The sequence below is a fragment of the Micromonospora reichwaldensis genome (assembly GCF_031845925.1).
Taxonomy (GTDB): Bacteria; Actinomycetota; Actinomycetes; order Mycobacteriales; family Micromonosporaceae; genus Micromonospora; species Micromonospora reichwaldensis.
Genome location: NZ_JAVRFL010000019.1, coordinates 95,685 through 116,465, shown reverse-complemented (window position 1 = coordinate 116,465; position 20,781 = coordinate 95,685). Strand labels below are relative to the sequence as shown.

Here is a 20,781-nt window from a genome sequence, read left to right as displayed (position 1 = left end):
TCATCATGCGCACCCGTACCGTCCTTCTCGCGCTGCTGTGCACCGGCGCGCTCGTCACCTCCACCGCGTGCAGCGTGGAGAAGCCGTCCGACGGCGGCGACGCCACGGCCGCGAAGTGCGGCGCCGGCAAGGACTTCCTGATCGGCATGTCGCAGGCCAACAACGCCGAGCCCTACCGGCAGGTCATGAACAACGACGTGCAGACGGCGGCGAAGTCCGTCCCCGGGTTCACCGTGGTGGTCGCCGACGCGGCGCAGGACAACAGCAAGCAGGTCGCCGACGTGGAGAACTTCCTCACCCAGAAGATCGACCTGCTGGTCATCTCGCCGAACGAGGCCAAGCCGCTGACCGCGGTGGTGCGCAAGGCGTACGAGCGGGGGGTCCCGGTCATCGTGCTCGACCGCAAGGTGGAGGGCGAGGCGTACACGGCCTTCATCGGCGGGGACAACGTCGCCATCGGCAGGGCGGCCGGCGAGTTCTACGCCACGACGCTGCTGCCGGCCGGCGGCAAGGTCATCGAGATCGCCGGGCTGCCCGGCTCCACGCCGGCGGCCGAACGCGCCCAGGGCTTCCGGGAGGGCATCGCGGCCAACCCGAAGATCGACGTCGTCGCCTCCCAGCCCGGGGACTGGCTGCGGGAGAAGGGCCAGTCGGTGGCCGACGCGCTGCTCAAGGCCCACCCCGACGCCGCCGCCGTGTACGCCCACAACGACCCGATGGCCGAGGGCGCGTACCTGGCGGCGAAGGCCGCGGGGCTGCACACGAAGGTGAAGTTCACCGGCATCGACGCGCTGCCGGTGCCGTCGGGCGGGATCAAGGCCGTCGAGCAGGGCCGGCTGGCGGCGACCTTCCAGTACGCCACGGGCGGGCGGGAGGCCGTCGACCTGGCCCGCCGGATCCTGGTCGACTGCGCCGAGGACGTCCCGCGTACCACCACCCTCGACACGATGCGCGTCACGAAGGAGAACGCCGCCGAGACGTACGCGAAGCTCGGTGGCGTCGCCTGAGCGCCGAGCCGGCGCGGCCCGGCGGGCCACGCCCCGGACCTGGAAGAGCGGGGGAGACCTGGCATGACGGTGGCCGCGGTGCTCGGGGTCGACATCGGCACGTCCAGCAGCAAGGGCGTCCTCGTCGACCTGTCCGGGCGCGTGCTGCGCTCCCGCGTCCGGGAGCACCGGGTGGACCGGCCGCGCCCCGGCTGGGTGGAGATGGACGGCCGCGTCTGGTGGGAGGAGTTCGTCGCCCTCACCCGTGAGCTGCTCGCCCCCGGCGACGCCCACGTCGTGGCGGTCGGGGCCAGCGGGATGGGGCCGTGCGTGCTGCTCACCGACGCCGCCGGCACGCCCCTGCGCCCGGCCGTCCTCTACGGCGTCGACACCCGGTCCACGCCGCAGATCGCCCGGCTGACCGAGCGCTTCGGCGCGGACGAGATCCTGCGCCGGTGCGGCTCGACGCTGTCGACCCAGGCGGCGGGGGCGAAGGTCGCCTGGGTCGCCGACGCCGAGCCGGAGCTGTTCGCCCGGGCCCGGCAGCTGTTCATGCCGAGCTCCTGGCTGGTCTGGCAGCTGACCGGCCGGTACCTGCTGGACCAGCACTCGGCCAGCCAGTGCACGCCGCTGTACGACAGCGCGGCGCAGACCTGGTACCGCCCCTGGGCCGACGAGATCGCCCCGGGGCTGGAGCTGCCCGAGCTGCGGTGGCCCGGCGACGTGGCGGGGACGGTCACCGCCGGGGCCGCCGCGACCACCGGGCTGCCGCCGGGCACCCCGGTCGTGACCGGGACGATCGACGCCTGGTCGGAGGCGGTCAGCGTGGGCGCCCAGGGCGTCGGCGACCTGATGCTCATGTACGGCACCACGATGTTCCTCGTGCACACGGTCCCGCACCCGCTGACCAGCCCGTCGCTGTGGGGCACGGTCGGCGCGCTGCCGGGCACCCGCAACCTGGCCGGCGGCATGGCGACTTCCGGGGCGATCACGGGGTGGCTGCGGGAGCTGTTCGACGCCGCCGACTACCCCGAGCTGCTGCGCCTGGCCGAGCGGTCCGGGCCGGGCGCGCGGGGCCTGCTCATGCTGCCGTTCTTCGCCGGCGAGCGGACCCCCATCCTCGATCCCGACGCCCGGGGCGTCATCGCCGGCCTGACGCTCTCCCACGGGCGCGGCGACATCTACCGCGCGGCGCTGGAGGCGACCGGGCTGGCCGTACGCCACAACATCGAGACGATCGAGGCGGCCGGCGGCGACATCCGCCGCGTCGTGGCGGTGGGCGGCGGCACCCGGGGCGACCTCTGGACGCAGATCGTCTCGGACGTCACCGGCCGGGCGCAGCACATCCCGTCGGTCACCATCGGCGCGAGCTACGGCGCCGCGTTCCTCGCCGCCGGCGCGGTGCAGCGGGTCGACATCCACCGGTGGAACCCGGTCCGGGAGGTCCGTGAGCCGTGCCCGGCGCTCGCCGCCGACTACGCGGAGCTGTACGGGCTGTACCGGCAGCTCTACGCCGGCTCGAAATCCGTCGCCCACGCGTTGGCCGCCCGGCAGACGCGTTTCGCGACCCCGCCCCAGCCAGGTACCGACGAGCCAGTGGAGGAAGTCAACCCGTGAGCAACTACACCATGCCGGTGCTGGTCGACCCGCCGGCCGCCGCCCCCCGGACGGTCTACACGGTCGCCAGCGGCGACCTGCGGCCGGCCGCCAACGTCACCGGTTGGCCGACCCAGCAACGCCTGGAGGCGGACCTCGCCGACGCGGTGACCGCCCTGGGCTGGCGGACCCGGCGGGCCCATCCGGTGGACGCTGGCGCGGGCCACGGCTTCATCGACAGCCAGCGCGCCGGCATCGAGGTCTTCCAGGGGATCCCGGTCGACGCCCCGCTCGTCGTCGTGGAGGCGGTGTGGCAGTACAGCCACCACGTGCTGGCCGGGCTGCGCGCCCACCGGGGCCCGATCCTGCTCGTGGCGAACTGGAGCGGGGAGTTCCCCGGCCTGGTGGGCCTGCTGAACCTCGCCGGCAGCCTCACCAAGGCGGGCGTGCGGTACTCGGCGCTGTGGAGCGAGGACTTCACCGACGAGTGGGCGCGCGACGGGCTGAAGGCCTGGCTGGAGACCGGCGAGGTGGTCCACGACGAGAGCCACGTGCGGGACCTGCCGCCGTTGCCGCCCGACCCCGAGGTGGCGCTCGGCGTGGCGCTGGCCCGCCAGCTGCGACGCCGGCCGGCCGTCGTCGGCGTCTTCGACGAGGGTTGCATGGGCATGTACAACGCGATCATCGACGACGAGCTGCTCAACCCGCTCGGCATCTACAAGGAGCGGCTGTCGCAGAGCGCGTTGGTGGCCGAGATGTCGCGGGTGTCCGACGCGGAGGCGCACGCGGTGCGGGCGTGGCTCGACGCCGCCGGGATGACCTTCCACACCGGCACGGACGAGGCCACCGAACTGACCGACGCCCAACTGCACAGCCAGTTCAAGATGTACGTCGCCGCGCTGCGCATCGCCGACGACTTCGGCCTGGACGCGGTCGGCATCCAGTACCAGCAGGGACTCAAGGACACGGTGCCGGCGAGCGACCTGGCCGAGGGGCTGCTCAACGACGTGTCCCGGCCGCCGGTCACCAGCCGGGACGGCACGCGCGAGCTCTACGCGGGGCGGGCCCTGCCGCACTTCAACGAGGTCGACGAGGGCGTCGCGGTGGACTCGCTGGTCACCAACCGGATCTGGACCGCGATGGGGATGGACCCGGCCACGACCCTGCACGACATCCGCTGGGGGGAGTCGTACGGGACGGACTTCGTCTGGGTGTTCGAGATCTCCGGCTCGGTGCCCGCCTCGCACAACGGCGGCTACGACCGGTCGTACAGCATGCGGCAGCCGCCGATGTACTTCCCGCTGGGCGGCGGCACCCTGAGCGGCGTCTCCCGGCCGGGCGAGATCGTCTGGTCACGGATCTTCATCATGGACGGGGTGCTGCACGCCGACCTGGGCCGGGGCACCGTGGTCGAGCTGCCGGCCGCCGAGACGCGGCGTCGGCTGCGGGCCACCACGCCGCAGTGGCCGATCATGCACGCCGTCCTGCACGGCGTGGGCCGCGACCAGTTGATGGCCCGGCACAAGGCCAACCACGTCAACGTGGTCTACGCCGACGACGCCCCCGCCGCCGACCGTGCCCTGCGGGTCAAGGCCGCGATGCTCGACGCGATGGGGGTGCGGGTGCACCTGTGCGGCGACGTGGCGCTGTGACCCGGGCGGGTGTCCCGCCGCCGGGTCACCGGGCCCGGGCGGGCCCACCCGCGCCGGCCGCGGGCTGTCCGTCCGGCAGGGACCGGACCGAACTCTCGCGGATCCGCAGGGTCGTCCGCAGGGTGACGGTCGAGGACGCCTTCGCGGGGTTGGCGATCCGCTCGGTGAGCAGCGACGCCGCGGCCCGCCCCAGGTCGTACGTGGGCTGCGCGACGGTGCTCAGCGAGGGTCGCACCAGGTGGGCCCAGGGAATGTCGTCAAACCCGACCACGCCGCACCGGGTGGGCACGGCGATGCCCCGGTCGACCAGGCACTCCACCGCGCCCACCGTCATCAGGTTGTTGGTGACGAAGACCGCGTCCGGCGGCTCGGCCGCGTTCAGCAGGGACGCCATGGCCCGGTAGCCGCCGTCCTCCCGGAAGTCGGCGTACCGGACCAGGTCCTCCGGCGCGCTCCGGCCGGCGGCGCGCAGGGCCTGCTGGTATCCGCGTAGCCGCTGGACGGCGGTGGAGATCCGCCGCGGTCCCGTGACGCAGGCGATCCGGCGGTAGCCGCTGTCGATCAGGTGGGCGGTGGCCGTCTCGGCGCCGTGGACGTTGTCCACGAGCACGGTGTCCACGGCCACCCCGTGCGGCTGCCGATCGATGGCCACGACCGGCATCCCGGCCTCGGTCAGCCGGTTGATCAGGGCCGGTCGTCCCGACGGCGAGATGATCACGCCGGCCATCCGCTCGGCCAGGGCCGCCGTCACGTAGCGGGTCTCCTTCTCGGGATCCTCGTCACCGTTGCACAGGACCACGGAGAAGCCCGCCTCCTGCGCCACGTCCTCGATGCCGCGCACCAGCGAGGTGAAGAACGGGTTGCCGATGTCGGAGATGATCACCGCCCAGAGGCTGGTGCGTTGCCGGCGCAGGCTGCGGGCCACCGCGTTGGGCCGGTAGTCCAGGTCGAGCACCACCTGGCGTACCCGGGCGGCCAGGTCCGGATCCACCGACGAGTGCCCGTTGAGCACCCGGGACACCGTCGACGCCGAGACCTCGGCCACCCGGGCCACGTCATAGATGGTCGTCATGCGGTCGTCCCCTGTCGGTGTCTCGCGCCCGGTCCCACACCGGACCCCCGGATGCGACCGCACGAGCAGCACCGTCCGTTGCGGCCCGTCGCCCGAGAGTGGTCGGCCCTGAGATCCTATATGGCAGGGAATCGATTTCTTCTGGGCGTCGTGCACCCGCCGCGACACCGTGTCGTCCGCCTGCCGGGTACGGCGCTGCGCCGCGCCGGCCGGCGGCACGCGTACCGCCGGCCGGTCCGGTCGCCGGGGGCGGGAAACCGCCCGGTGACCGGACCCGGACGCGGCGGTGTGTCGACGCCGCCTCGGCGGTGTCGGCGTCAGCCGCAGGAGGCGGCGCGGCAGGTCACCTCGATCTCGTAGAGCCGGGCCTGCCGGTCCCGGCTGGCGAGGACGTCGAGGCGCACGGCGGTCGCGCGGACCGGCGTGAAGGTGTGCGTGGTGACCTGGGTCGTGTTCCCGGTGACCTCGTCGAGCACCCGCCAGGTGCCGTCGACCAGGCCGGAGATCCGGTACGACGTCAGCTCGTACCCGCCGTACTGGTGCAGCCGCACGGTGTCGACCAGTTCCGCACCGGCGAAGTCGACCCGCAGCCAGTGGCTGTCGGCGGGATCGGTGATCCAGCGGCTACCGGAGCTGACCCGGTTGCCGTCGATCACGTGCGCCGGCACGTACTGCCGCCACCAGCCCGACGCGCTGGCCTTCGCGCCCTCAGCGGCCAACGCCACGTTGCGCCACACCGCGCCGACGGTCGTGGTGGCGCTCGCGGTGAACTGTCGGGGCTGGTCCGGCAGCACGCCGTGCGGGGCGTCGACCCTGACGGTGGCGCTCTGCTCGGCCGCGAGCCCGCGTACCCCCACGGTCAACGGCACCTCCACCACCGCGAACGGCGCGAGGCGCACCTCGGTCGGCGCCGGGGCCACCCACCCCTCGGGTACGACGGCGCTGAGCTGTGCCGTCACCGGCGTGCCGACGTCGTTGCGGAGCACCGCGGTGATCCGGGTGTCCACCTCCGATTCCGGCCGGACCGTGGTGCGCAGGGGCAGGGCCGAGACGGTGAGCAGCGCACCGCGATCGGTGGGGGCCGTGCTCAGGGCGAGCGTGGGGAAGGCCTCCAGCTCCTGGTAGCGCGACCAGGCCAGCGTCATCTGCCAGGACGTCAGCCGGTGCACGACCGCCGTCACCTCGTGCCGGCCGTCGTTGCCGGCGCGCAGGGGGATGCCGGCGAACTCGTCGGCGAAGAGCTGATCGGCCAGCGCCCTGGTCCGCTGCACCGCGAGCTGGTTGGCGCCCTCGAACACCTTCGTCATGTACTGCGGATCGTCGCCGTTGTCCCGGGCGTACGCCTGGACCTGGCTGAGCACCTGGTTGCGGTAGACGTCGGTGTGGGCCAGCTCCTGCAGCGTCAACTCGACGTGCGCGGTGGCGGCGTTCAGCAGGATGGTCTGGCGCGCCTGCTGGAAGGGGATCCCCTTCGCCCGGCCCGGGAAATTGGGCAGGCGCCCGGTCCGGCTCGCCTGCAACAGCGCCGCGCGGACCACCGACTGGGAGATCGACAGACCGATGTTCCAGCCGGACCAGCCGGCGAGTTCCCCGAACCGGATCCGGGGAGCGAGCAGCGACCGCAGCTCGGCGTCCACCTTGCCGGCCAGCGCGTCGTCACCGACCGCGACGAGCCGGCCCCGGGCCACCGCGTCGTGGATCCGGTCGGCGAAGGGCTCCAGGTTTCCGCCCCCGGCGGTGTTGGCCATCAGCAGGATGTCGGCGTCGGGACCGTCCGAGGGGCGGGCGCCGAGGGTACGCACGTACTCGTCGACCAGGGTGGCGTAGGGGACGTCCTGGTAGGGCGCCACCCACTGCTCGCCCGGGGTGCGGGACCACTCGACGTCGACCGTCGGGGCGGCGCCGAGCCGTTCGGTGACGTGCTTGGCCACCAGCAGCGCGCCGAGGATGTCGGCGCCCGGGTAGATCCTGACCCGGTCCTGGACCCCGAGCTGGGCCGTGAGCGCGGCCAGGCTCGCCTTCTCCAGGCGGTGCGGGCCGTGCTCGGTGGCGTCGTCCTGGCCGAGGATCAGGTAGTCGATGGTGCCCTTGGCGACCCGTTCGATCATGTCCCGGTTGATCTGGTGGTCCCGGGCCCGGGCGCAGAGGAAGTCCGCCTTGATCTCCTCGGGGATCTCGCTGGCGACCTGCTCGTACTCGGCCCGGCGCTCCTCCTGCCCGAGGTTCTCCACCTGGTCCATCAGGACGGCCCAGCGGCGGATGGGTCCGGAGTGGATGCCCGGGTAGCTGCTGGTCGGCTCGATGGTGAGGCGCATGATCACGTCGAACGCGTACAGCGGCTTGTCGGGGTTGCTCCGCTTCACCTCGTCCAGCACGGCGAGCCGCCGCCGGGCGTCGGCCAGGCTGGTCTGGCAGGTCCGGGAGGCGACCAGGCCGCCGTAGGCGAGCATCGGGGCCGCGACGACCGAGCCGTCCGCGTCGGCGGCTGCCTTGCGCCACCAGGCGCCGACCGCGTCGGCCTGGCCGTAGGTGAAGTACTCGCCGAGCAGGTCCTCCGGGGGTGTGAGCGCCTCGTGTCCGCCGGCCTCGGCGACCGCGACGGGCGTGTGCGCGGTGAACGGCCGGTCGTCCAGCGGTACGACGGCGAGCCGGCCCAGGTTGGCCGGCGGCGCGGCGGCTGCGGCCGGGGCCCCCGACGGGGCGACCGCGAAGGTGAGGGCCACCGCGGCGGTGGCGACCACGCTGAGGGTGCGGGGTGTCAGTCGTCTGGTGCGACGCATCGGTTCACTTTCGTCATGGTGGTGGACGAGGTCATCGGGGATCGGTGGCGCGGTCACCGGGTGCCGGCGTACCCGACGGCCTTGAGGATGCCGAGGCCGTTGTGGGCGACCGGGAGGGTGCCCCGGGTGCCCTTGCACAGGTGTTCGGTGGTGTCGCTGTCACCGTCGAGGTCGTCGGCGTCGCGGGCGGGTAGGAACATCGCGGCCAGCGACCGGTCGAGCAGGGCGTAGAGCGCGTCCTGCCGGTCGGCCTGCTGCAACCGTTGGTAGCCCGCGGCGAACTTGGCCGGCACCAGCTCCTCGCGCAGCTCGGCGAGGATGCCGAAGCCGACGATGTCGTAGTACTTCGCCTCGGCGTTCTCGTTGGGCGGGGTGAGGCGGAAGAAGCCGCCGAAGGACAGGTGCGGGTCGTAGTCGCGCGCGTCACCCGTCGGCGTCGGGCCCTGGTTGTCCGGTGGGTAGTACGGGTCCACGGCCCCGGCCGCGGTGTCGTCGACGCAGTCGAGCGGGTCGCTGGCCGAGGCGGTGTGCCAGCCCGGGAGGCTGGTGTACGTGGTGTAGAGGGTCGTCACGGCGGCAGCCGCGGAACTGGCGCCGTTGAGCTGGCGTTCGTGGTCGTAGAGTCCGGCCAGCCCGTACTCGATCATGTCGGTGCCGAGGGTTCCGCCGGCGATCTGGCCGTCGGTGTAGGTGCAGGAGCCCTTGCGGTGCCACCGGTTGTCCCGGCAGTCGGCGCGGTACGCGCTCTGCGCTACCACGCGGTTCTGGCTGGTGGCGGGGGAGTCGAAGTCGAAGGTGTACCAGTCCGCGCCGAGCTGTAGTCCCGTGGCGAGGAACTGCCGGGCGGTGGCGGCCGACTGGCCGTACCGGTTGTCCGGCGGCGCGACGGCCGTCTGCAACCGCTGCATGAACGCGATCGCGGTGAGGTTCCAGGTGGAGATCGTCGAGTAGAGGTTGCTCCAGCTGGAGATCTGGTCGACGTAGCCGCCCGGCGGGGTGGTGGGCTGGCCGAGTGCGTCGACGAACGGATGCACGCCGTAGATCAGGTAGTAGGCGCGGGGGTCCTGCATCCGGAGCAGGAACTCGCCGATGCCGACGGCCGCGTCGAGGTACCCGACGGTGCCGGTCGCCTGGTGGGCGGCCAGCAGCGCCTCTCCGCACGCCGCGTTGCCGAACGAGGTGAAGTAGCGGATCTGGCCGTCAGGGGTGCTCGCTACCGCATCGTCGAAGATCTTCGGCGCGTTCGGGTCCTTGGCGAGCCGGTGGGCGAGCACCGCGCCGGCGAACTCGTCGATGAGCCCGGTCTCCACGCTCGACAGGGACCGCTGCTCGTACGCCGCCCGCTGGTCGAGGTAGACCGAGATGAACTGGAGCGAGGTGCAGGCCGCGGTGCTCTGCCGCGGCCCGCCGATCGTGCACGGGCTCGCCGTGGTGCAGGTCCTGCCGGCGATCACGAGCTGGTCACCGTGGACGTGCTCGATGTCCCGGCGCAACCCGTTGCGGACCCCGTCGTGCGAGGCCACCAGCCAGTCGAAGTAGCTGTCGACGAGCGGGACCGGGGTGGCGGCGACGGCCGGGGCGGTCGGGACCGGCGTCGCGGCGGCGACGACGAGTGCGGCCAGCAGCGCGGCCGCCCGCGCCCTCACCGCGTCCCCCGATCCGGGGTCAGCACGATCCGGGGCTCGGCGGCGATCTCACCGGTGCGGTTCCAGGGCAGGTGGAGGTGCCAGGCGTCGAGCCTGTCCACGCGGGCGGTCACCGGCGCCCGTCCGTCGCTGCCGAGGGCGAGCGTGGCCCCGGCGAACTCGTCGGCGAACAGCTTCTCCGCGTGCGGGACGGTGTTGTCGACCGCGTAGGCGTTGATCTCGGCGAAGTGGGTGGCGATGTTCTGCGGGTCCGGCTCACCCAGCGCGGACGCGTAGGCGGTGGTGGCGGTGCGGACGTTCGAGGCGCGGTACGAGTCGGTCTGCACCAGTTCCGAGACGGACAACTCGATGGTGGCTCGGGCCGCGTCGTGCAGGAGTGCCCGCCGGGCGGCCAGGACCGGCTCACCGACGGTGCCGGGCGCGCCGGGCGGCAGGTCACCGCGGAGCGAGCGTTGCCGCAGCGCCCAGCGGGACGTCGCCTGGGCGAGGCTGATGCCGACGTTCCAGCCGGAGTAGCCGGCCAGCTCGACGTACCGGATCCGGCCGTTGAGCAGGGACAGCAGACGCCGGTCGGAGTGCCCGGCGATGGCGTCGTCGCCGAGCGCCACGAGGCGTCCGGCCCGGACGTGGGCCACCAGGCGGTCGGCGAACGGCGCCACCGACGCGGAACTGCCGCCCGTGTTGGCCATCAGGACCAGGTCGGCCTGCTCCGGCCGGTCCACGACCGTCCCGCCGAGGATGTCGACGTAGCCCTTGACGAGCTGGGCGTACGGGATGTTCTGGTAGGGCGCGGTCCACTCCTCGCCCGACACCCGGGAGTACTCGACGCTGACCCGGGGGCGCACGTCGGCGTCCCGGACGGCGATCTTGGCGATGAGCAGGGCGGCCACCACGTCGGCGCCCGGGTAGATCACCACCCGGTCGCCGACGCCGAGTTCGGCGATGCGGGCGGCGAGCGCCTGGGACTCGGGCCGGTGCAGGCCGTGGCCGGTGGCGTCGTCCTGGCCCACCACGAGGAAGTCGAAGATCCCTTCGGCCGCCCATTCGATCATCGTCAGGTTGATCCGGTGGTTGCGCGCCCGGGTGGCCAGGTAGTCGTCGCGCACGTCGGCCGGGATCTGGGACTCCAGCGCGTCGAGCTGCGGGCGCTTCTCCACCATCCCGAGGTTGTCGACCTCGTCCTTCACCGTGGCCCAGGCCCGCAGCTCGTTGCGCCACGGCCCCTCGGGGGTGAGCCGCATGATGGTGTCGAAGGCGTAGAGCCGCCGGTGTGGGCGGCGCTGCCGGACGGTCCGTACCGCCGCCAGCCGGGCGAACGCCTCGGCCTCCGCCACGGAGCTGTTGCGGGAGTTGAGCAGTCCACCGTAGGCGAGCATCGGTAGGGCGACGACCAGCGCGTCCGCCTGCGTGGTGGACGAGGTGAGCCACTGGCCGACGGCGCGGCCGTCGCCGGGGGTGAAGTGCCGCCCCAGGGTCTCCCGAGGTGGCAGAAGGGTGTCGTAGCCGGCGCCGGTGGCGATCTGTTGCGGGGCGTACCAGGTGTAGGGCCGGTCGTCGAGCGGGACCAGGGCGATCGTGCCGAGCCGTGGGGTCTTCGGTCGGGCGTGCGCCGGCGGGCCGAGTGCGGTGAGGCCGGCGCCGGCGAGGCCGGTGAGGCCGGCGGCCCGGAGAAGGCTGCGGCGGGACAGGGGGTGATCAGGCATGTCGGCTCCTCGCGTTGCCGGGGGATGCGCTGAGTCTTGGATCAGTGAGAGGCCCGGGTCAATACCGCCGGAGACAGTAATACGTATTACTGCGTCCGGCGGCCCTTGACACCGGTTCTGCGGGCCGGGCAGCATCCTCCGCGACAACCATCGGCGATACGTGATGCTCAGAAGGTGGCCGATATCCGTGTCCGCAGGGCGGGGCAGGCTGACGCAGCACGAGATCGCGCGGATGGCCGGAGTGAGCCAGACGACCGTGTCGCTCGTGCTCAACGACCGGACTGAGGCGGCCTGGCGGATCGCCCCGGAGACCCGGGAACGGGTGCTGCGCGTCATCCGCGAGACTGGCTACGTCGCCGACCCGCTCGCCCGGCGGCTGCTGCAACAGCACAACCAGATCCTGGGCGTGTTCACCTACGAGTCGGTGTTCCCGAGCACCAGCGCGAACTTCTACCACCCGTTCATGTCCGGCATCGAGGCGTGTGCGGAGAACATCGGGTGCGACCTGCTGCTGTTCACCAGCGCCCCCGTGAGCGGCGGCAGCCGCCGGATCTTCCACGACAACAACCGCATCCGGCTCGCCGACGGTTGCGTGCTGCTCGGTCGGGAGATCCCCCGCGACGAGCTGGCCCGGATGGTCGCCGGGGACATGCCCTTCGTCTCCGTCGGTCGACGCGACGACGCCCACCTGCCGTCCGGGGCGGGCGGTCCGGTGCCCTACGTCGGCGCGGACTACGCCCGGGCCACCGCCGCCCTCGTCCACCGCGCCGTCGACCTCGGGCACCGGGCGCTGGCGTACGTGGGCGCCGGCACCGGGGCCGAGTCCGCCACCGACCGCCTCGCCGGCTTCACCGCCGCGGTCCGGGAGACCGGTGTGGACGGTCGGCACGAACCGGTCGGCGACAGGACCACGGCGGAGCTGCTCGACGCACTGCGCGCGGCCCGGGTCACCGCCGTCTTCTGCGAGGAACTGGTCGAGGCGGTGGCGGTGGCCGAGGCGGCCCGGGCCCGGGGCATGTCCGTGCCCGGCGACCTGTCCCTGGTGGCCCTCGGCGATCCCACCCGACAGGCCGAGACCGACCTCGACTTCACGGGCTTCCACATCGCCCGCAGGGAGATGGGCTGGCAGGCCATCGAGGTGCTCGACGACATCCTGCACGGCCGCGACAGCGACCACCAGCGGCTGCTGCCCTGCACCCTGGTCGAGGGCGAGACCCTCGGGCCCCCGGTGACCGGCCGGACGTGACCGACCACCGGAGGACGCCGTGGGCGGGGCGCGGGACGTGACGCCGAGCGGCGCGGACGACCTCGCGGGGGACACCGCCCGGACCATCGGGCTGGCGAGCCGGATCCTGCTCGCCTACTTCGACGACGACATGGGCCAGGTCGCCGCCCTGGTCAACCCCCGGCCGCAGGAGGCGGTCGAGGCGCTGATCATCCTGGCCCAGTCGGCGATGGTGCAGGCCACCGGCGGGCCCGCCGAGGCGATCACCAGGCTGCGCGAGTTCGCCGTACGGGCCGAGATCGAACTGGGCGAGAACTACCCGGATCGACGCTGACCCGGGAGCCGTACGGTCAGGCGCGGGTGATGCGTACCGCGTCGGCGACCACGTAGCCGCTGCCGCTGGTCCAGCGGCTCACCCCGACCTTGTTGCCGTCGCCGGCCGCGAGCGTGAAGACGCCGATCGACACCCACCGTCCACCGTTGACGCGCTGGTCGACCGACACCGACCGGTTGCCCGAGGCGGTGGCGACGACGTACGGCGTCTGGGCGTTGTATCCGGGGTCGGCGGGGTACCAGACCGAGATCTCGTAGGTCCCCGTCTCGGGGATGTTCGCCCGGTACCAGGCGACGTCGCTGGCCGAGGTCGGGTTCGCGAACCGGTAGTCGGTGCCGAAGCGCTGCCCGGAGTACGACGACGTGCTCCAGTTGGCGCCCGCCGTGAACCGGCCGGACGTGGTGTTGTCGACAGTGGTGGTCCACTGCTGCGGGGGCGGCTGCTGCGACGTGCTCACGTCCAGGTAGTTGCGGTCGATCTTCATCGTCACGCCGCCCCAGGTCTCCGTCACGTCCCCGGCGTACTGGTGCAACCGCTGGTGGTTCGCGTAGTAGGCGTCGGAACAGTAGCTTCCGGCGTCGGTGTCGGCCACGCCGTTCCACCAGGCGATCCAGATCTGGTCCAGCCTGGTGTAGCTCGCGTTGTTGTACTCCAGGCAGACGTCCCTGATGCCGGAGGATCCGCTGGAGTACATGCCGGCCAGGTAGCCCTTGGTGTGCAACCGCTCGACCCAGCCGGACAGGAACGACAGCACGGCGGCGCGGCACGACGCGGTCGTCGGGTAGTGCTCGATGTCGTTGTAGATGGTGCTGCCGGCGCCGATGCCCAGCGCCTGCGCGGCGCTGGCGGCGCTGTCGGCGGCGGTGCGGCCCTGCGAGCGCGCGGTGGCGGGGTCGGCGGACATCTTCGGCGCGCGGCTGCCGCAGGGCGCCTGGTAGCCGAGTTCGATGGGGATGAGCCGCCAGCCATTGGCGACCTGGTTGGTGACCCAGGTCGCCGTCAGGTTGGGCTGCGCACAGGTGCGGCTGGCCCCGCTGATGTAGATGCCCACCGCGCGGTACGGCGAGCTGGCCCGCCAGGCGTTCATCGCGGACTGCGACGGGGCGGTGCAGGTGTCGAAGCCCTTACCGACGAAGGTGCCGGGCTGCGGACCGACGGCGGACACCGCCACGGACTGCGGCTGCGGCTGCGGGGCCGGCGTCGACTCGGCCACGGCCGCCGAGCCGAGCGTGACGGTGAGCCCCGCCGCGGTGGCGAGGCCCAGCAGCCAGGTGGTGGTCCTTCTCATCCCGGTCTCCCTCGAAGGTTTCCTTGCACGAGGTTGAAGTCAGTGAAGAACTTTTACACACCCATCGAAGGTTGGCAATAGTGTCAGATTGGTGACGCGTCGGTTACCAGGCGCAGGGCGCGTAGTCCTTGAGGAAGCAGCCGTACAGGTCCTCGCCCTGCTCGCCGCGGACGATCGGGTCGTACACCCGGGCCGCGCCGTCGACCAGGTCCAGCGGGGCGTGGAAACCGGCATCCGCCAGCCGCATCTTCGTCGGGTGGGGCCGCTCGTCGGTGATCCAGCCGGTGTCCACGCTGGTCATCAGGATGCCGTCGGTCAGCATCTCCTGGGCGCTGGTGCGCGTCAGCATGTTCAGCGCGGCCTTGGCCATGTTGGTGTGCGGGTGCCCCGGCCCCTTGTAGCCGCGGCCGAACTGGCCCTCCATCGCTGACACGTTCACCACGTACTTGCGGCGGGCCTTCGCCGCGGCCATCGCCGGCCGGAGCCGACTGACCAGTACGAACGGCGCCGTCACGTTGCACAGTTGCACTTCCAGCAGCTCGACCGGGTCGACCTCCTGCACCCGCTGCACCCAGCTGTTGACCGGGTCGAGGTCCGGCACCAGGCCGCCGGCGTCGATGGCGGTGGCCGCCGCGATCCGTTCCGGCGAGGCGGAGCCGCTGGTCAGCGCGAGGGCGGTGAGCGCGTGCGGGGTGAGCGGGGTCGACTGCGGCGAGGCGGTAAGGTCGCCCGCCGTCTCGCCCCGCCCGGCCGGCTTGGCGAAGGTGACGATCTCCGGCAGGGGGCCCTCCGGCAGGGCCGCCGCCTCCGCGGCGACGAGTTGGGCGTACGCCCCGGGGCTGCGCCGCACGGTCTGCGCCGCGTTGTTGATCAGGATGTCGAGGGGGCCCTGGTCGCTGACCGAGTCGGCGAGCGCGATCACCTGGGCGGGGTCGCGTAGGTCGATCCCGACGATCCGCAGGCGGTGCAGCCACTCCCCGCTGTCGGGCATCGCCGCGAACCGGCGTACCGCGTCGTGCGGGAACCGCGTGGTCACCGTGGTGTGCGCGCCGTCGCGCAGCAGCCGCAACGCGATGTACATGCCGATCTTCGCCCGGCCGCCGGTGAGCAGCGCGCGCCGGCCGGTCAGGTCGGTACGGGCGTCGCGGCGCTCCCGGTTCAGCGCCGCGCAGGACGGGCAGAGCTGGTGGTAGAAGGCGTCCACCTCGCGGTAGCGCTGCTTGCAGACGTAGCAGCCGCGCGGGTTGTGCAGGAAGCCGGCCGTCGTGCCCTCGGTGGGGGAGGCGAGCGGGATCCCCTGGGTCTCGTCGTCGATCCGGCCCGGCGCGCCGGTGGCGGTGGCCGCCGTCACCGCGCGGTCGGCCGCCGCGATCGCGTCCCGCCGCTCCTCGCGCCGGCGCTGCTTGATCACCTTGTAGAGCCGCGCGGTGGCCCGCTGCACGCGTACCACGTCGGGGTGGTCGGGAGGCAGGTCCTCCAACGCCTCGAAGACGCTGAGACAGGTCTCCAGCTGGCTCCGGTCGATGCCGCCGTGGCCGGTTTCCGTAGTTTTGTCCGCCGTCATGCCGTCGCTGTCTCGTCCCGTTTCCGCGCCGTGTCTTCCCGGCCCACGCCAAGTCCGACCCGGAACTGTACGTCACCGCACGGGTGCCGGCGCATCCCGCGCCCGCCGACCGGCCCGGCGCGCACCCTCGGAACACCGCCCGGGAGAACGCGGCGGTGGACCCGATTGACGCGCGTACGTGATCGGCGTCGCCGACCCGCCGGGGGAGGCGGGGCCGTCGCCGGCGTCCGGCGCGACGGGACCCGGCGAGCGGTCTGAGCCTCAGCCCGGGCCGGCGTCGTCAGCCGGTCGGCCCGATCCGACCGCGTGCAGGTGCCCCAGCACCTGACGCCACGAACGCGTCAGGCTGGTCTCGTGGTAGGCAACGTCGTGGTCGGCGCAGAACTGGCGTACCAGTGGCCGGGCGCGACGGAGGTTGGGCCGCGGCATGCTGGGAAAGAGGTGATGCTCGATCTGGTAGTTCAGGCCGCCGAGCAGGGCGTCGATGAACCAGTTGCCGCGCACGTTGCGGGAGGTGAGCACCTGGCGCCGCAGGTAGTCGAGCCGGTCGTCGGCGGCGAGGATCGGCATGCCCTTGTGGTTGGGGGCGAAGGCGCTGCCGAGGTAGAGGCCGAGCAGGCCCTGGTTGACGAGGACGAACGCGACGGCCTGCGCCGGGCTCAGCACGAGGATCACGGCCCCGAGGTATCCGACGGTGTGCACGGCCAGCAGCGCGGCCTCCACGGGGCGCCGCCTGATCCGACTCGGGCCGACGAGGGCCTTGACGCTGTTGGCGTGCAGGTGCAGGCCCTCCAGCAGCAGCAGCGGGAAGAACAGGTACGCCTGGTGACGGACCACCAGCGCGCCGGGCCCGCGCTGCTCCCGCGCCTGCCTCGGGGTGAACGACAACGGCCGCACGACGATGTCCGGGTCGTGGCCCTCGGTGTTCGGGTGCGCGTGATGGCGGTTGTGCTTGTCGACCCACCAGCCGTAACTGAGGCCGATCAGGAGGTTGCCGTGGACCAGGCCGACCAGGTCGTTGGCGCGACGGGTACGGAAGACCTGGCGGTGACCGGCGTCGTGACCGATGAAGCCGGCCTGCGCGAAGACCACCGCGAGGACGGCCGCGACGCCCAGTTGCCACCACGACTCACCGAGCCACCCGAACAGCGCCCAGGCGCCGACGTAGCACCCGCCGAGGGCACCGATGCGCAGTGCGTAGTAGCCGCGCCGCGGATCGAGGAGTCCCGCCCGCCGGATCAGGCGCGACAGTTCCGCGTACTGACTGCCACCGTGACGTCGGGTGTCGAGGGTCGCATCGCTCATGGTCGCCGCTCGTGCTGACGCATCGTCACGACGAGGCCTACGGTGGCAGCGGCGACGACCAGGACGGGGTGTCGGCGGGCGGCCGATCGAATCCCGACCAGTCGGTCGGGCAGCGCGCGGGCCGTTTCGTCGAGCCCCGTCCCGCCAGCCTCAGGCCGGGCTGTCCGAGCCGCCTTCGCGGTCCTCTCGCGCAGCACCTCAGCCGAGTCGGTCAGGCGCCGCCGGGCCCGTTCTCCGATGTCGAGGGCCCTGTCCCGACCCCGAGCCTTCGGGTCGCTGCTCGCGTTCGGGGTCATCGCCCTCGTCCCTCCCTGGTCGCCTGCCGCACCGACTTCGCGTCCGCGCGCACGCTGTGCAGCGTCGACTCCGGCTTGACGGGCATCGTCTGCTTCACCTGCTTTCTTCCGAACAGCGCGAGCAGCCAGGCCACCGCGAAGAGAGCCACCGCGACGACCAGCGCGGCGCCGGAGCTGGCGCGCCTACCCTTGGCGGTCAGCTCCAACCGGGCCAGCGCCGTGGCCCGTCGGCCGTCCGGGCCCCGCTGGGCGGGTCACTCATCCGCCCTCACCTCCAGTGACAGTCCGGCACGTCGCGCCAGGGTGCGTGCGTCAGGGGCGTCGGGCGGGCGCCGCCTGGTCACACCGGGCCTGCCCGATCGTGAGGCGGCGCCCCGTCCTCACCGCGCCGCTGCTGCCGGTGACGCCGTCTGCTTGTCCCGGCTGCCCGCGCCGCCGGGGACCGGCATTCCGCCCGTGCCCGCGTCGGCGAACGCGCTGTCCCGCAGGGCGGGAAGATCGCGGGCCGTCGTGTCACCCGCGGCGCGACGGCGCCGAGCCCGTACGACGGCCGCCGCCGCCAGCACCGCTGCCAGGGACATCGCTGCCGCCTGCATCAGCGGCGCCCTCCTGCTACGTCGACGCCTCATGCCGCACTACCCCTCTCAGTTCCGAATCCGACCTTGTCCTCATCGTGGAGACAGCGCAGGGGCAATGGGTGGCGAATCGGCGCATTCGACACGGTTGGGGCATTCGACCGCGATCCGCTGCCGGTGCATCCGCGCTGCGGGCACGGCCACGAGCGGAGCTTCGGCGGGGTTCGCGCTGGTGATGCCGGCCCGGAGCCGGGCGAGGGACTGCTTCAGCAGCCGCGACACGTGCATCTGCGACAGGCCGCATCGCTCGGCGATCAGCTTCTGGGTCAGCTCGCCGTGGAAGCGCATCGTGAGGATCCTGCGCTCCCGCGGTGGGAGGTCGGCCAGGAGCGACCGGAGTACGAGGTGATCGTCGACCCGGGCGAAAGCGGGATCGACGGCACCGATGAGCGCCAGCGTCCCGAGGTCGTCGGTGTCGTGCCGTGGCGCGTCGAGAGACACCAGCCGGTAGGCCTGCGCCGCGAGGACGGCGGCCTGGATCTCCTCGACGCCCACTTCCAGGTGGTCGGCGAGTTCCGCGGCACTCGGGTGGTGGCTCTGCGACTGCGTCAACTCCGCCGTGACAGCGCGCATCCTGCCGTTCAGCTCCTGGGCCCGGCGCGGTACCCGCATCGCCCACGTGGTGTCACGGAAGTGCCGACGGAGGGCACCGAGGATGCTCGGAACCGCGTAGCCGGAGAAGGGCACCCCTCGCTCGACGTCGAACCCGTCGACCGCTCTGACCAGGGCCAGCGCCGCGACCTGCGCCAGGTCGTCGTACGGCTCGCCGCGTCCGACGTATCGGCGGGCCAGCCGGCCGGCCATCGGCAGGCCATTCTCGATGATCCGGGCCCGTAGCCTCGCGCGACCGGGATCGTCGCGGTCCAACGCGGCGAGCCGGCGCAGCGACTGTTCGCGGCTGTCCGGTACGTCGAACAGCTGAGGACGGGAAACGGTCGGGGTGGGATCGGCCATTGTGAACGCCCCTTCGGGCAGGTGGCGGCGACTCGGCGGCCACCGGGGACCCGGGCGACAGCCTCACCGTACGCCCTGCCGGCGGTCGGGCACCACCGCAAGGAGGCCGGCGGAACCCCACGAGGAAGAGGACGGCCGCACCGCCGGCGGCTGGGCCGGTGCTCAGGCGGGCCGTCGGGTCGGCCGTTCCGGTGAGAGCTGCTCGGACCCGTCGACGACCGCCCGGGCCAGGTCGGACAGTGACCGGTTGCGGCTGCGGGCGCTGTCGCGCAACAACGAGAAGGCCTCTCCCACGTCCACCCCGAGGCGCTCGGCGAGGACACCCTTGGCCTGTTCGATCAGGACCCGACTGTGCAGCGCGGTCTGCAACTGCTCGGCGAGGATGTCGCGCCGATGGATGGCGCGCTGCTGGAGCAGTCCGATGGTGGCCACGTCGGCCAGGGCCTGTCCGAGCCGGAGCCTGCCGTCGTCGAGCGCGCCAGGGTGGATGTCGAAGAGGTTCAGCGTCCCGATCACCTCGGAGCGCAGGCGCATGGGCAGGGCGTGGACCGCGGCGAACCCGACCTCCGCCGCGGCGGCGGTGAACCGGGGCCACCGGCCGGCGGTGGACAGGTCGACCACCGACACGGGGCGCCCTGTACGGAAGCAGTCCACGCAGGGACCCTGATCGGTCTGCAACTGGAACAACTCCAGCAGCCGGGTGCGTTCGGAGGAGGCGGCCACCACCTGGAGGGCGTCCCGCTGGTCGGTCAACAGCAGGCCGGCCGCCGAGACGCCCAGCACCTGGACGCATCGTTCGGTCAACACGTGCAGGAATTCCAGCACGTCGAACTCGTCGACGAGCGTGTCGGCCATTTCCACGAACACATCGGACAACCGGATGTCGGCCATGTCACTCACCCTCGTCGTATGGCTGTCCCGCCGGATTCGACGGCCCCCGATCCTGGTCCGTGCCATCGCCTTCCGGCCGCGACGGGCCGGGCCGGGCCGGGCACACCGTACTCCCGGTCCGGCTGCCGCGCGCGACGCGGCAGCTGGCGGCACGACCGCCGGCAGCATCGAGGCGCGTACGATGACAGTTGTCGCTCGAGACCCCGGTGGCCGGCGGTTCGCCGCGTGCGGACGCACCCTCACCCGATCTGCCTCCGTGCCGGCCGCGTCCAGGTCGCATCACCCGAGCCGCTCGCGTGCTGCTGCACCCCCGGAGGGCCGTCCGTGCCGGCGCGCCGACGTCTGCGGACCGGGGCACCGCCTCAACCGCCCGCCACCGCCCATGCCTGCGGTGGCTCCTACGGCTTCCAGGCATGCCGACCGCACCTCGGAAGGTGGCGGTTCGTGATGACCGCACCGCAGAACCATTCCCACCCGACTCCTCCGGTCAACGGGAACCCGCGCCCCGACTCCGCCTCCCGGCTGGTGAGCGAGCTGCCGAGGGTGCAGCGCTCACGGATGGGCGGCCTGTGGGTCGCCAGCGTCCTGTTCGCGTGCGTGCTCCTGTTGCTCCTGATCTTCGTACTGCAGAACGGTCAGCGCGCCGAGGTGTCGTTCCTCGGCGCGCACGGGACGTTGCCCATCGGCGTTGCCCTGCTGCTGTCCGCGGTCTTCGGCATCCTGCTCGTCGCCCTCCCCGGCACCGCGCGCATCATGCAACTCCGGCTGCGCCAACGTCGCACGGCCGGACGCCTCGACGCCGGCCCCCCGCCTGGTCCGCACTCCTGACGGTGACCCGTACCGCCGCGTCACGT

The 20,781-nt window shown here is 72.6% G+C and carries 17 protein-coding genes; 6 read left to right on the top strand and 11 right to left on the bottom strand.

What is annotated here, in order from left to right; all coding sequences use genetic code 11:
• The first annotated feature begins 5 nt into the window (after nucleotides 1-5).
• From RM555_RS17700 to RM555_RS17690, 3 genes are all read left to right on the top strand, one after another.
• A complete protein-coding gene (locus tag RM555_RS17700; protein WP_311412791.1) occupies nucleotides 6-1,007 on the top strand; it encodes a substrate-binding domain-containing protein in 1,002 nt (333 codons plus the stop codon).
• Between the two features lie 63 nt (nucleotides 1,008-1,070).
• Complete coding sequence (locus tag RM555_RS17695; RefSeq protein WP_311412790.1) at nucleotides 1,071-2,603, top strand: FGGY-family carbohydrate kinase; 1,533 nt, start codon at nucleotides 1,071-1,073, stop codon at nucleotides 2,601-2,603.
• A complete protein-coding gene (locus tag RM555_RS17690) occupies nucleotides 2,600-4,234 on the top strand; it encodes a fucose isomerase (protein WP_311412789.1) in 1,635 nt (544 codons plus the stop codon). Before RM555_RS17695 ends, RM555_RS17690 begins: the two co-directional genes overlap by 4 nt.
• Before the next feature lie 25 nt (nucleotides 4,235-4,259).
• Here the strand turns inward: RM555_RS17690 and RM555_RS17685 are convergent, their stop codons facing one another.
• The 4 genes from RM555_RS17685 to RM555_RS17670 all read right to left on the bottom strand — a co-directional run bounded on the left by RM555_RS17685 (nucleotide 4,260) and on the right by RM555_RS17670 (nucleotide 11,435).
• A complete protein-coding gene (locus RM555_RS17685) occupies nucleotides 4,260-5,306 on the bottom strand; it encodes a LacI family DNA-binding transcriptional regulator (RefSeq protein WP_311412788.1) in 1,047 nt (348 codons plus the stop codon).
• A gap of 317 nt (nucleotides 5,307-5,623) precedes the next feature.
• A complete protein-coding gene (locus RM555_RS17680; protein WP_311412787.1) occupies nucleotides 5,624-8,086 on the bottom strand; it encodes a DUF4127 family protein in 2,463 nt (820 codons plus the stop codon).
• A 53-nt stretch (nucleotides 8,087-8,139) separates the two neighbouring features.
• On the bottom strand, nucleotides 8,140-9,732 hold the full coding sequence (locus tag RM555_RS17675; protein ID WP_311412786.1) for a hypothetical protein: 1,593 nt from the start codon (nucleotides 9,730-9,732) through the stop codon (nucleotides 8,140-8,142).
• Nucleotides 9,729-11,435: a DUF4127 family protein gene (locus RM555_RS17670; protein ID WP_311412785.1), complete on the bottom strand. Its 1,707-nt coding sequence runs from the start codon at nucleotides 11,433-11,435 to the stop codon at nucleotides 9,729-9,731. The genes RM555_RS17675 and RM555_RS17670 overlap by 4 nt, the downstream gene beginning before the upstream one ends.
• A 163-nt stretch (nucleotides 11,436-11,598) precedes the next feature.
• Here RM555_RS17670 and RM555_RS17665 point away from each other — a divergent pair, with 163 nt between their 5' ends.
• Together RM555_RS17665 and RM555_RS17660 are read left to right on the top strand one after the other, a co-directional pair.
• Nucleotides 11,599-12,681, top strand: a complete 1,083-nt coding sequence (locus RM555_RS17665; protein WP_311412784.1) for a LacI family DNA-binding transcriptional regulator — start codon at nucleotides 11,599-11,601, stop codon at nucleotides 12,679-12,681.
• Between the two features lie 19 nt (nucleotides 12,682-12,700).
• Nucleotides 12,701-12,994, top strand: a complete 294-nt coding sequence (locus RM555_RS17660) for a hypothetical protein (RefSeq protein WP_311412783.1) — start codon at nucleotides 12,701-12,703, stop codon at nucleotides 12,992-12,994.
• A gap of 16 nt (nucleotides 12,995-13,010) precedes the next feature.
• Here RM555_RS17660 and RM555_RS17655 read toward each other — a convergent pair whose 3' ends face one another.
• From RM555_RS17655 to RM555_RS17625, 7 genes are all read right to left on the bottom strand, one after another.
• Nucleotides 13,011-14,282, bottom strand: coding sequence for a glycoside hydrolase domain-containing protein (locus RM555_RS17655; RefSeq protein ID WP_311412782.1), 1,272 nt, complete (start codon nucleotides 14,280-14,282; stop codon nucleotides 13,011-13,013).
• A 103-nt stretch (nucleotides 14,283-14,385) separates the two neighbouring features.
• Nucleotides 14,386-15,846, bottom strand: a complete 1,461-nt coding sequence (locus RM555_RS17650; RefSeq protein ID WP_311412781.1) for an SDR family NAD(P)-dependent oxidoreductase — start codon at nucleotides 15,844-15,846, stop codon at nucleotides 14,386-14,388.
• Between the two features lie 261 nt (nucleotides 15,847-16,107).
• Nucleotides 16,108-17,151, bottom strand: coding sequence for a fatty acid desaturase family protein (locus tag RM555_RS17645; protein WP_311412780.1), 1,044 nt, complete (start codon nucleotides 17,149-17,151; stop codon nucleotides 16,108-16,110).
• Nucleotides 17,152-17,443: 292 nt separating this feature from the next.
• Nucleotides 17,444-17,653: a phage holin family protein gene (locus RM555_RS17640; RefSeq protein ID WP_311412779.1), complete on the bottom strand. Its 210-nt coding sequence runs from the start codon at nucleotides 17,651-17,653 to the stop codon at nucleotides 17,444-17,446.
• A 174-nt stretch (nucleotides 17,654-17,827) separates the two neighbouring features.
• Entirely contained in the window at nucleotides 17,828-18,043 is a 216-nt protein-coding gene (locus RM555_RS17635) for a hypothetical protein (RefSeq protein WP_311412778.1), read from the bottom strand.
• 72 nt (nucleotides 18,044-18,115) lie between these two features.
• Complete coding sequence (locus RM555_RS17630; protein WP_311412777.1) at nucleotides 18,116-19,036, bottom strand: SigB/SigF/SigG family RNA polymerase sigma factor; 921 nt, start codon at nucleotides 19,034-19,036, stop codon at nucleotides 18,116-18,118.
• A 162-nt stretch (nucleotides 19,037-19,198) separates the two neighbouring features.
• The gene (locus RM555_RS17625) at nucleotides 19,199-19,927 is read right to left on the bottom strand and encodes a GAF and ANTAR domain-containing protein (RefSeq protein ID WP_311412776.1); all 729 of its coding nucleotides are present in this window, start codon (nucleotides 19,925-19,927) and stop codon (nucleotides 19,199-19,201) included.
• 447 nt (nucleotides 19,928-20,374) lie between these two features.
• On the opposite strand from RM555_RS17625, the gene RM555_RS17620 reads away from it, so the two are divergent.
• Nucleotides 20,375-20,755, top strand: a complete 381-nt coding sequence (locus tag RM555_RS17620; RefSeq protein ID WP_311412775.1) for a LapA family protein — start codon at nucleotides 20,375-20,377, stop codon at nucleotides 20,753-20,755.
• Nucleotides 20,756-20,781 lie beyond the last annotated feature (26 nt).

Bases quoted from the DNA above. Each gene is read 5' to 3' on its own strand.
- RM555_RS17650 (WP_311412781.1), bottom strand. From the start codon at position 15,846: ATGACGGCGGACAAAACTACGGAAACCGGCCACGGCGGCATCGACCGG.
- RM555_RS17700 (WP_311412791.1), top strand. From the start codon at position 6: ATGCGCACCCGTACCGTCCTTCTCGCGCTGCTGTGCACCGGCGCGCTC.
- RM555_RS17625 (WP_311412776.1), bottom strand. From the start codon at position 19,927: ATGGCCGACATCCGGTTGTCCGATGTGTTCGTGGAAATGGCCGACACG.
- RM555_RS17655 (WP_311412782.1), bottom strand. From the start codon at position 14,282: ATGAGAAGGACCACCACCTGGCTGCTGGGCCTCGCCACCGCGGCGGGG.
- RM555_RS17630 (WP_311412777.1), bottom strand. From the start codon at position 19,036: ATGGCCGATCCCACCCCGACCGTTTCCCGTCCTCAGCTGTTCGACGTA.
- RM555_RS17680 (WP_311412787.1), bottom strand. From the start codon at position 8,086: ATGCGTCGCACCAGACGACTGACACCCCGCACCCTCAGCGTGGTCGCC.
- RM555_RS17685 (WP_311412788.1), bottom strand. From the start codon at position 5,306: ATGACGACCATCTATGACGTGGCCCGGGTGGCCGAGGTCTCGGCGTCG.
- RM555_RS17665 (WP_311412784.1), top strand. From the start codon at position 11,599: ATGCTCAGAAGGTGGCCGATATCCGTGTCCGCAGGGCGGGGCAGGCTG.
- RM555_RS17670 (WP_311412785.1), bottom strand. From the start codon at position 11,435: ATGCCTGATCACCCCCTGTCCCGCCGCAGCCTTCTCCGGGCCGCCGGC.
- RM555_RS17695 (WP_311412790.1), top strand. From the start codon at position 1,071: ATGACGGTGGCCGCGGTGCTCGGGGTCGACATCGGCACGTCCAGCAGC.
- RM555_RS17635 (WP_311412778.1), bottom strand. From the start codon at position 18,043: ATGCAGGCGGCAGCGATGTCCCTGGCAGCGGTGCTGGCGGCGGCGGCC.
- RM555_RS17645 (WP_311412780.1), bottom strand. From the start codon at position 17,151: ATGAGCGATGCGACCCTCGACACCCGACGTCACGGTGGCAGTCAGTAC.
- RM555_RS17620 (WP_311412775.1), top strand. From the start codon at position 20,375: ATGACCGCACCGCAGAACCATTCCCACCCGACTCCTCCGGTCAACGGG.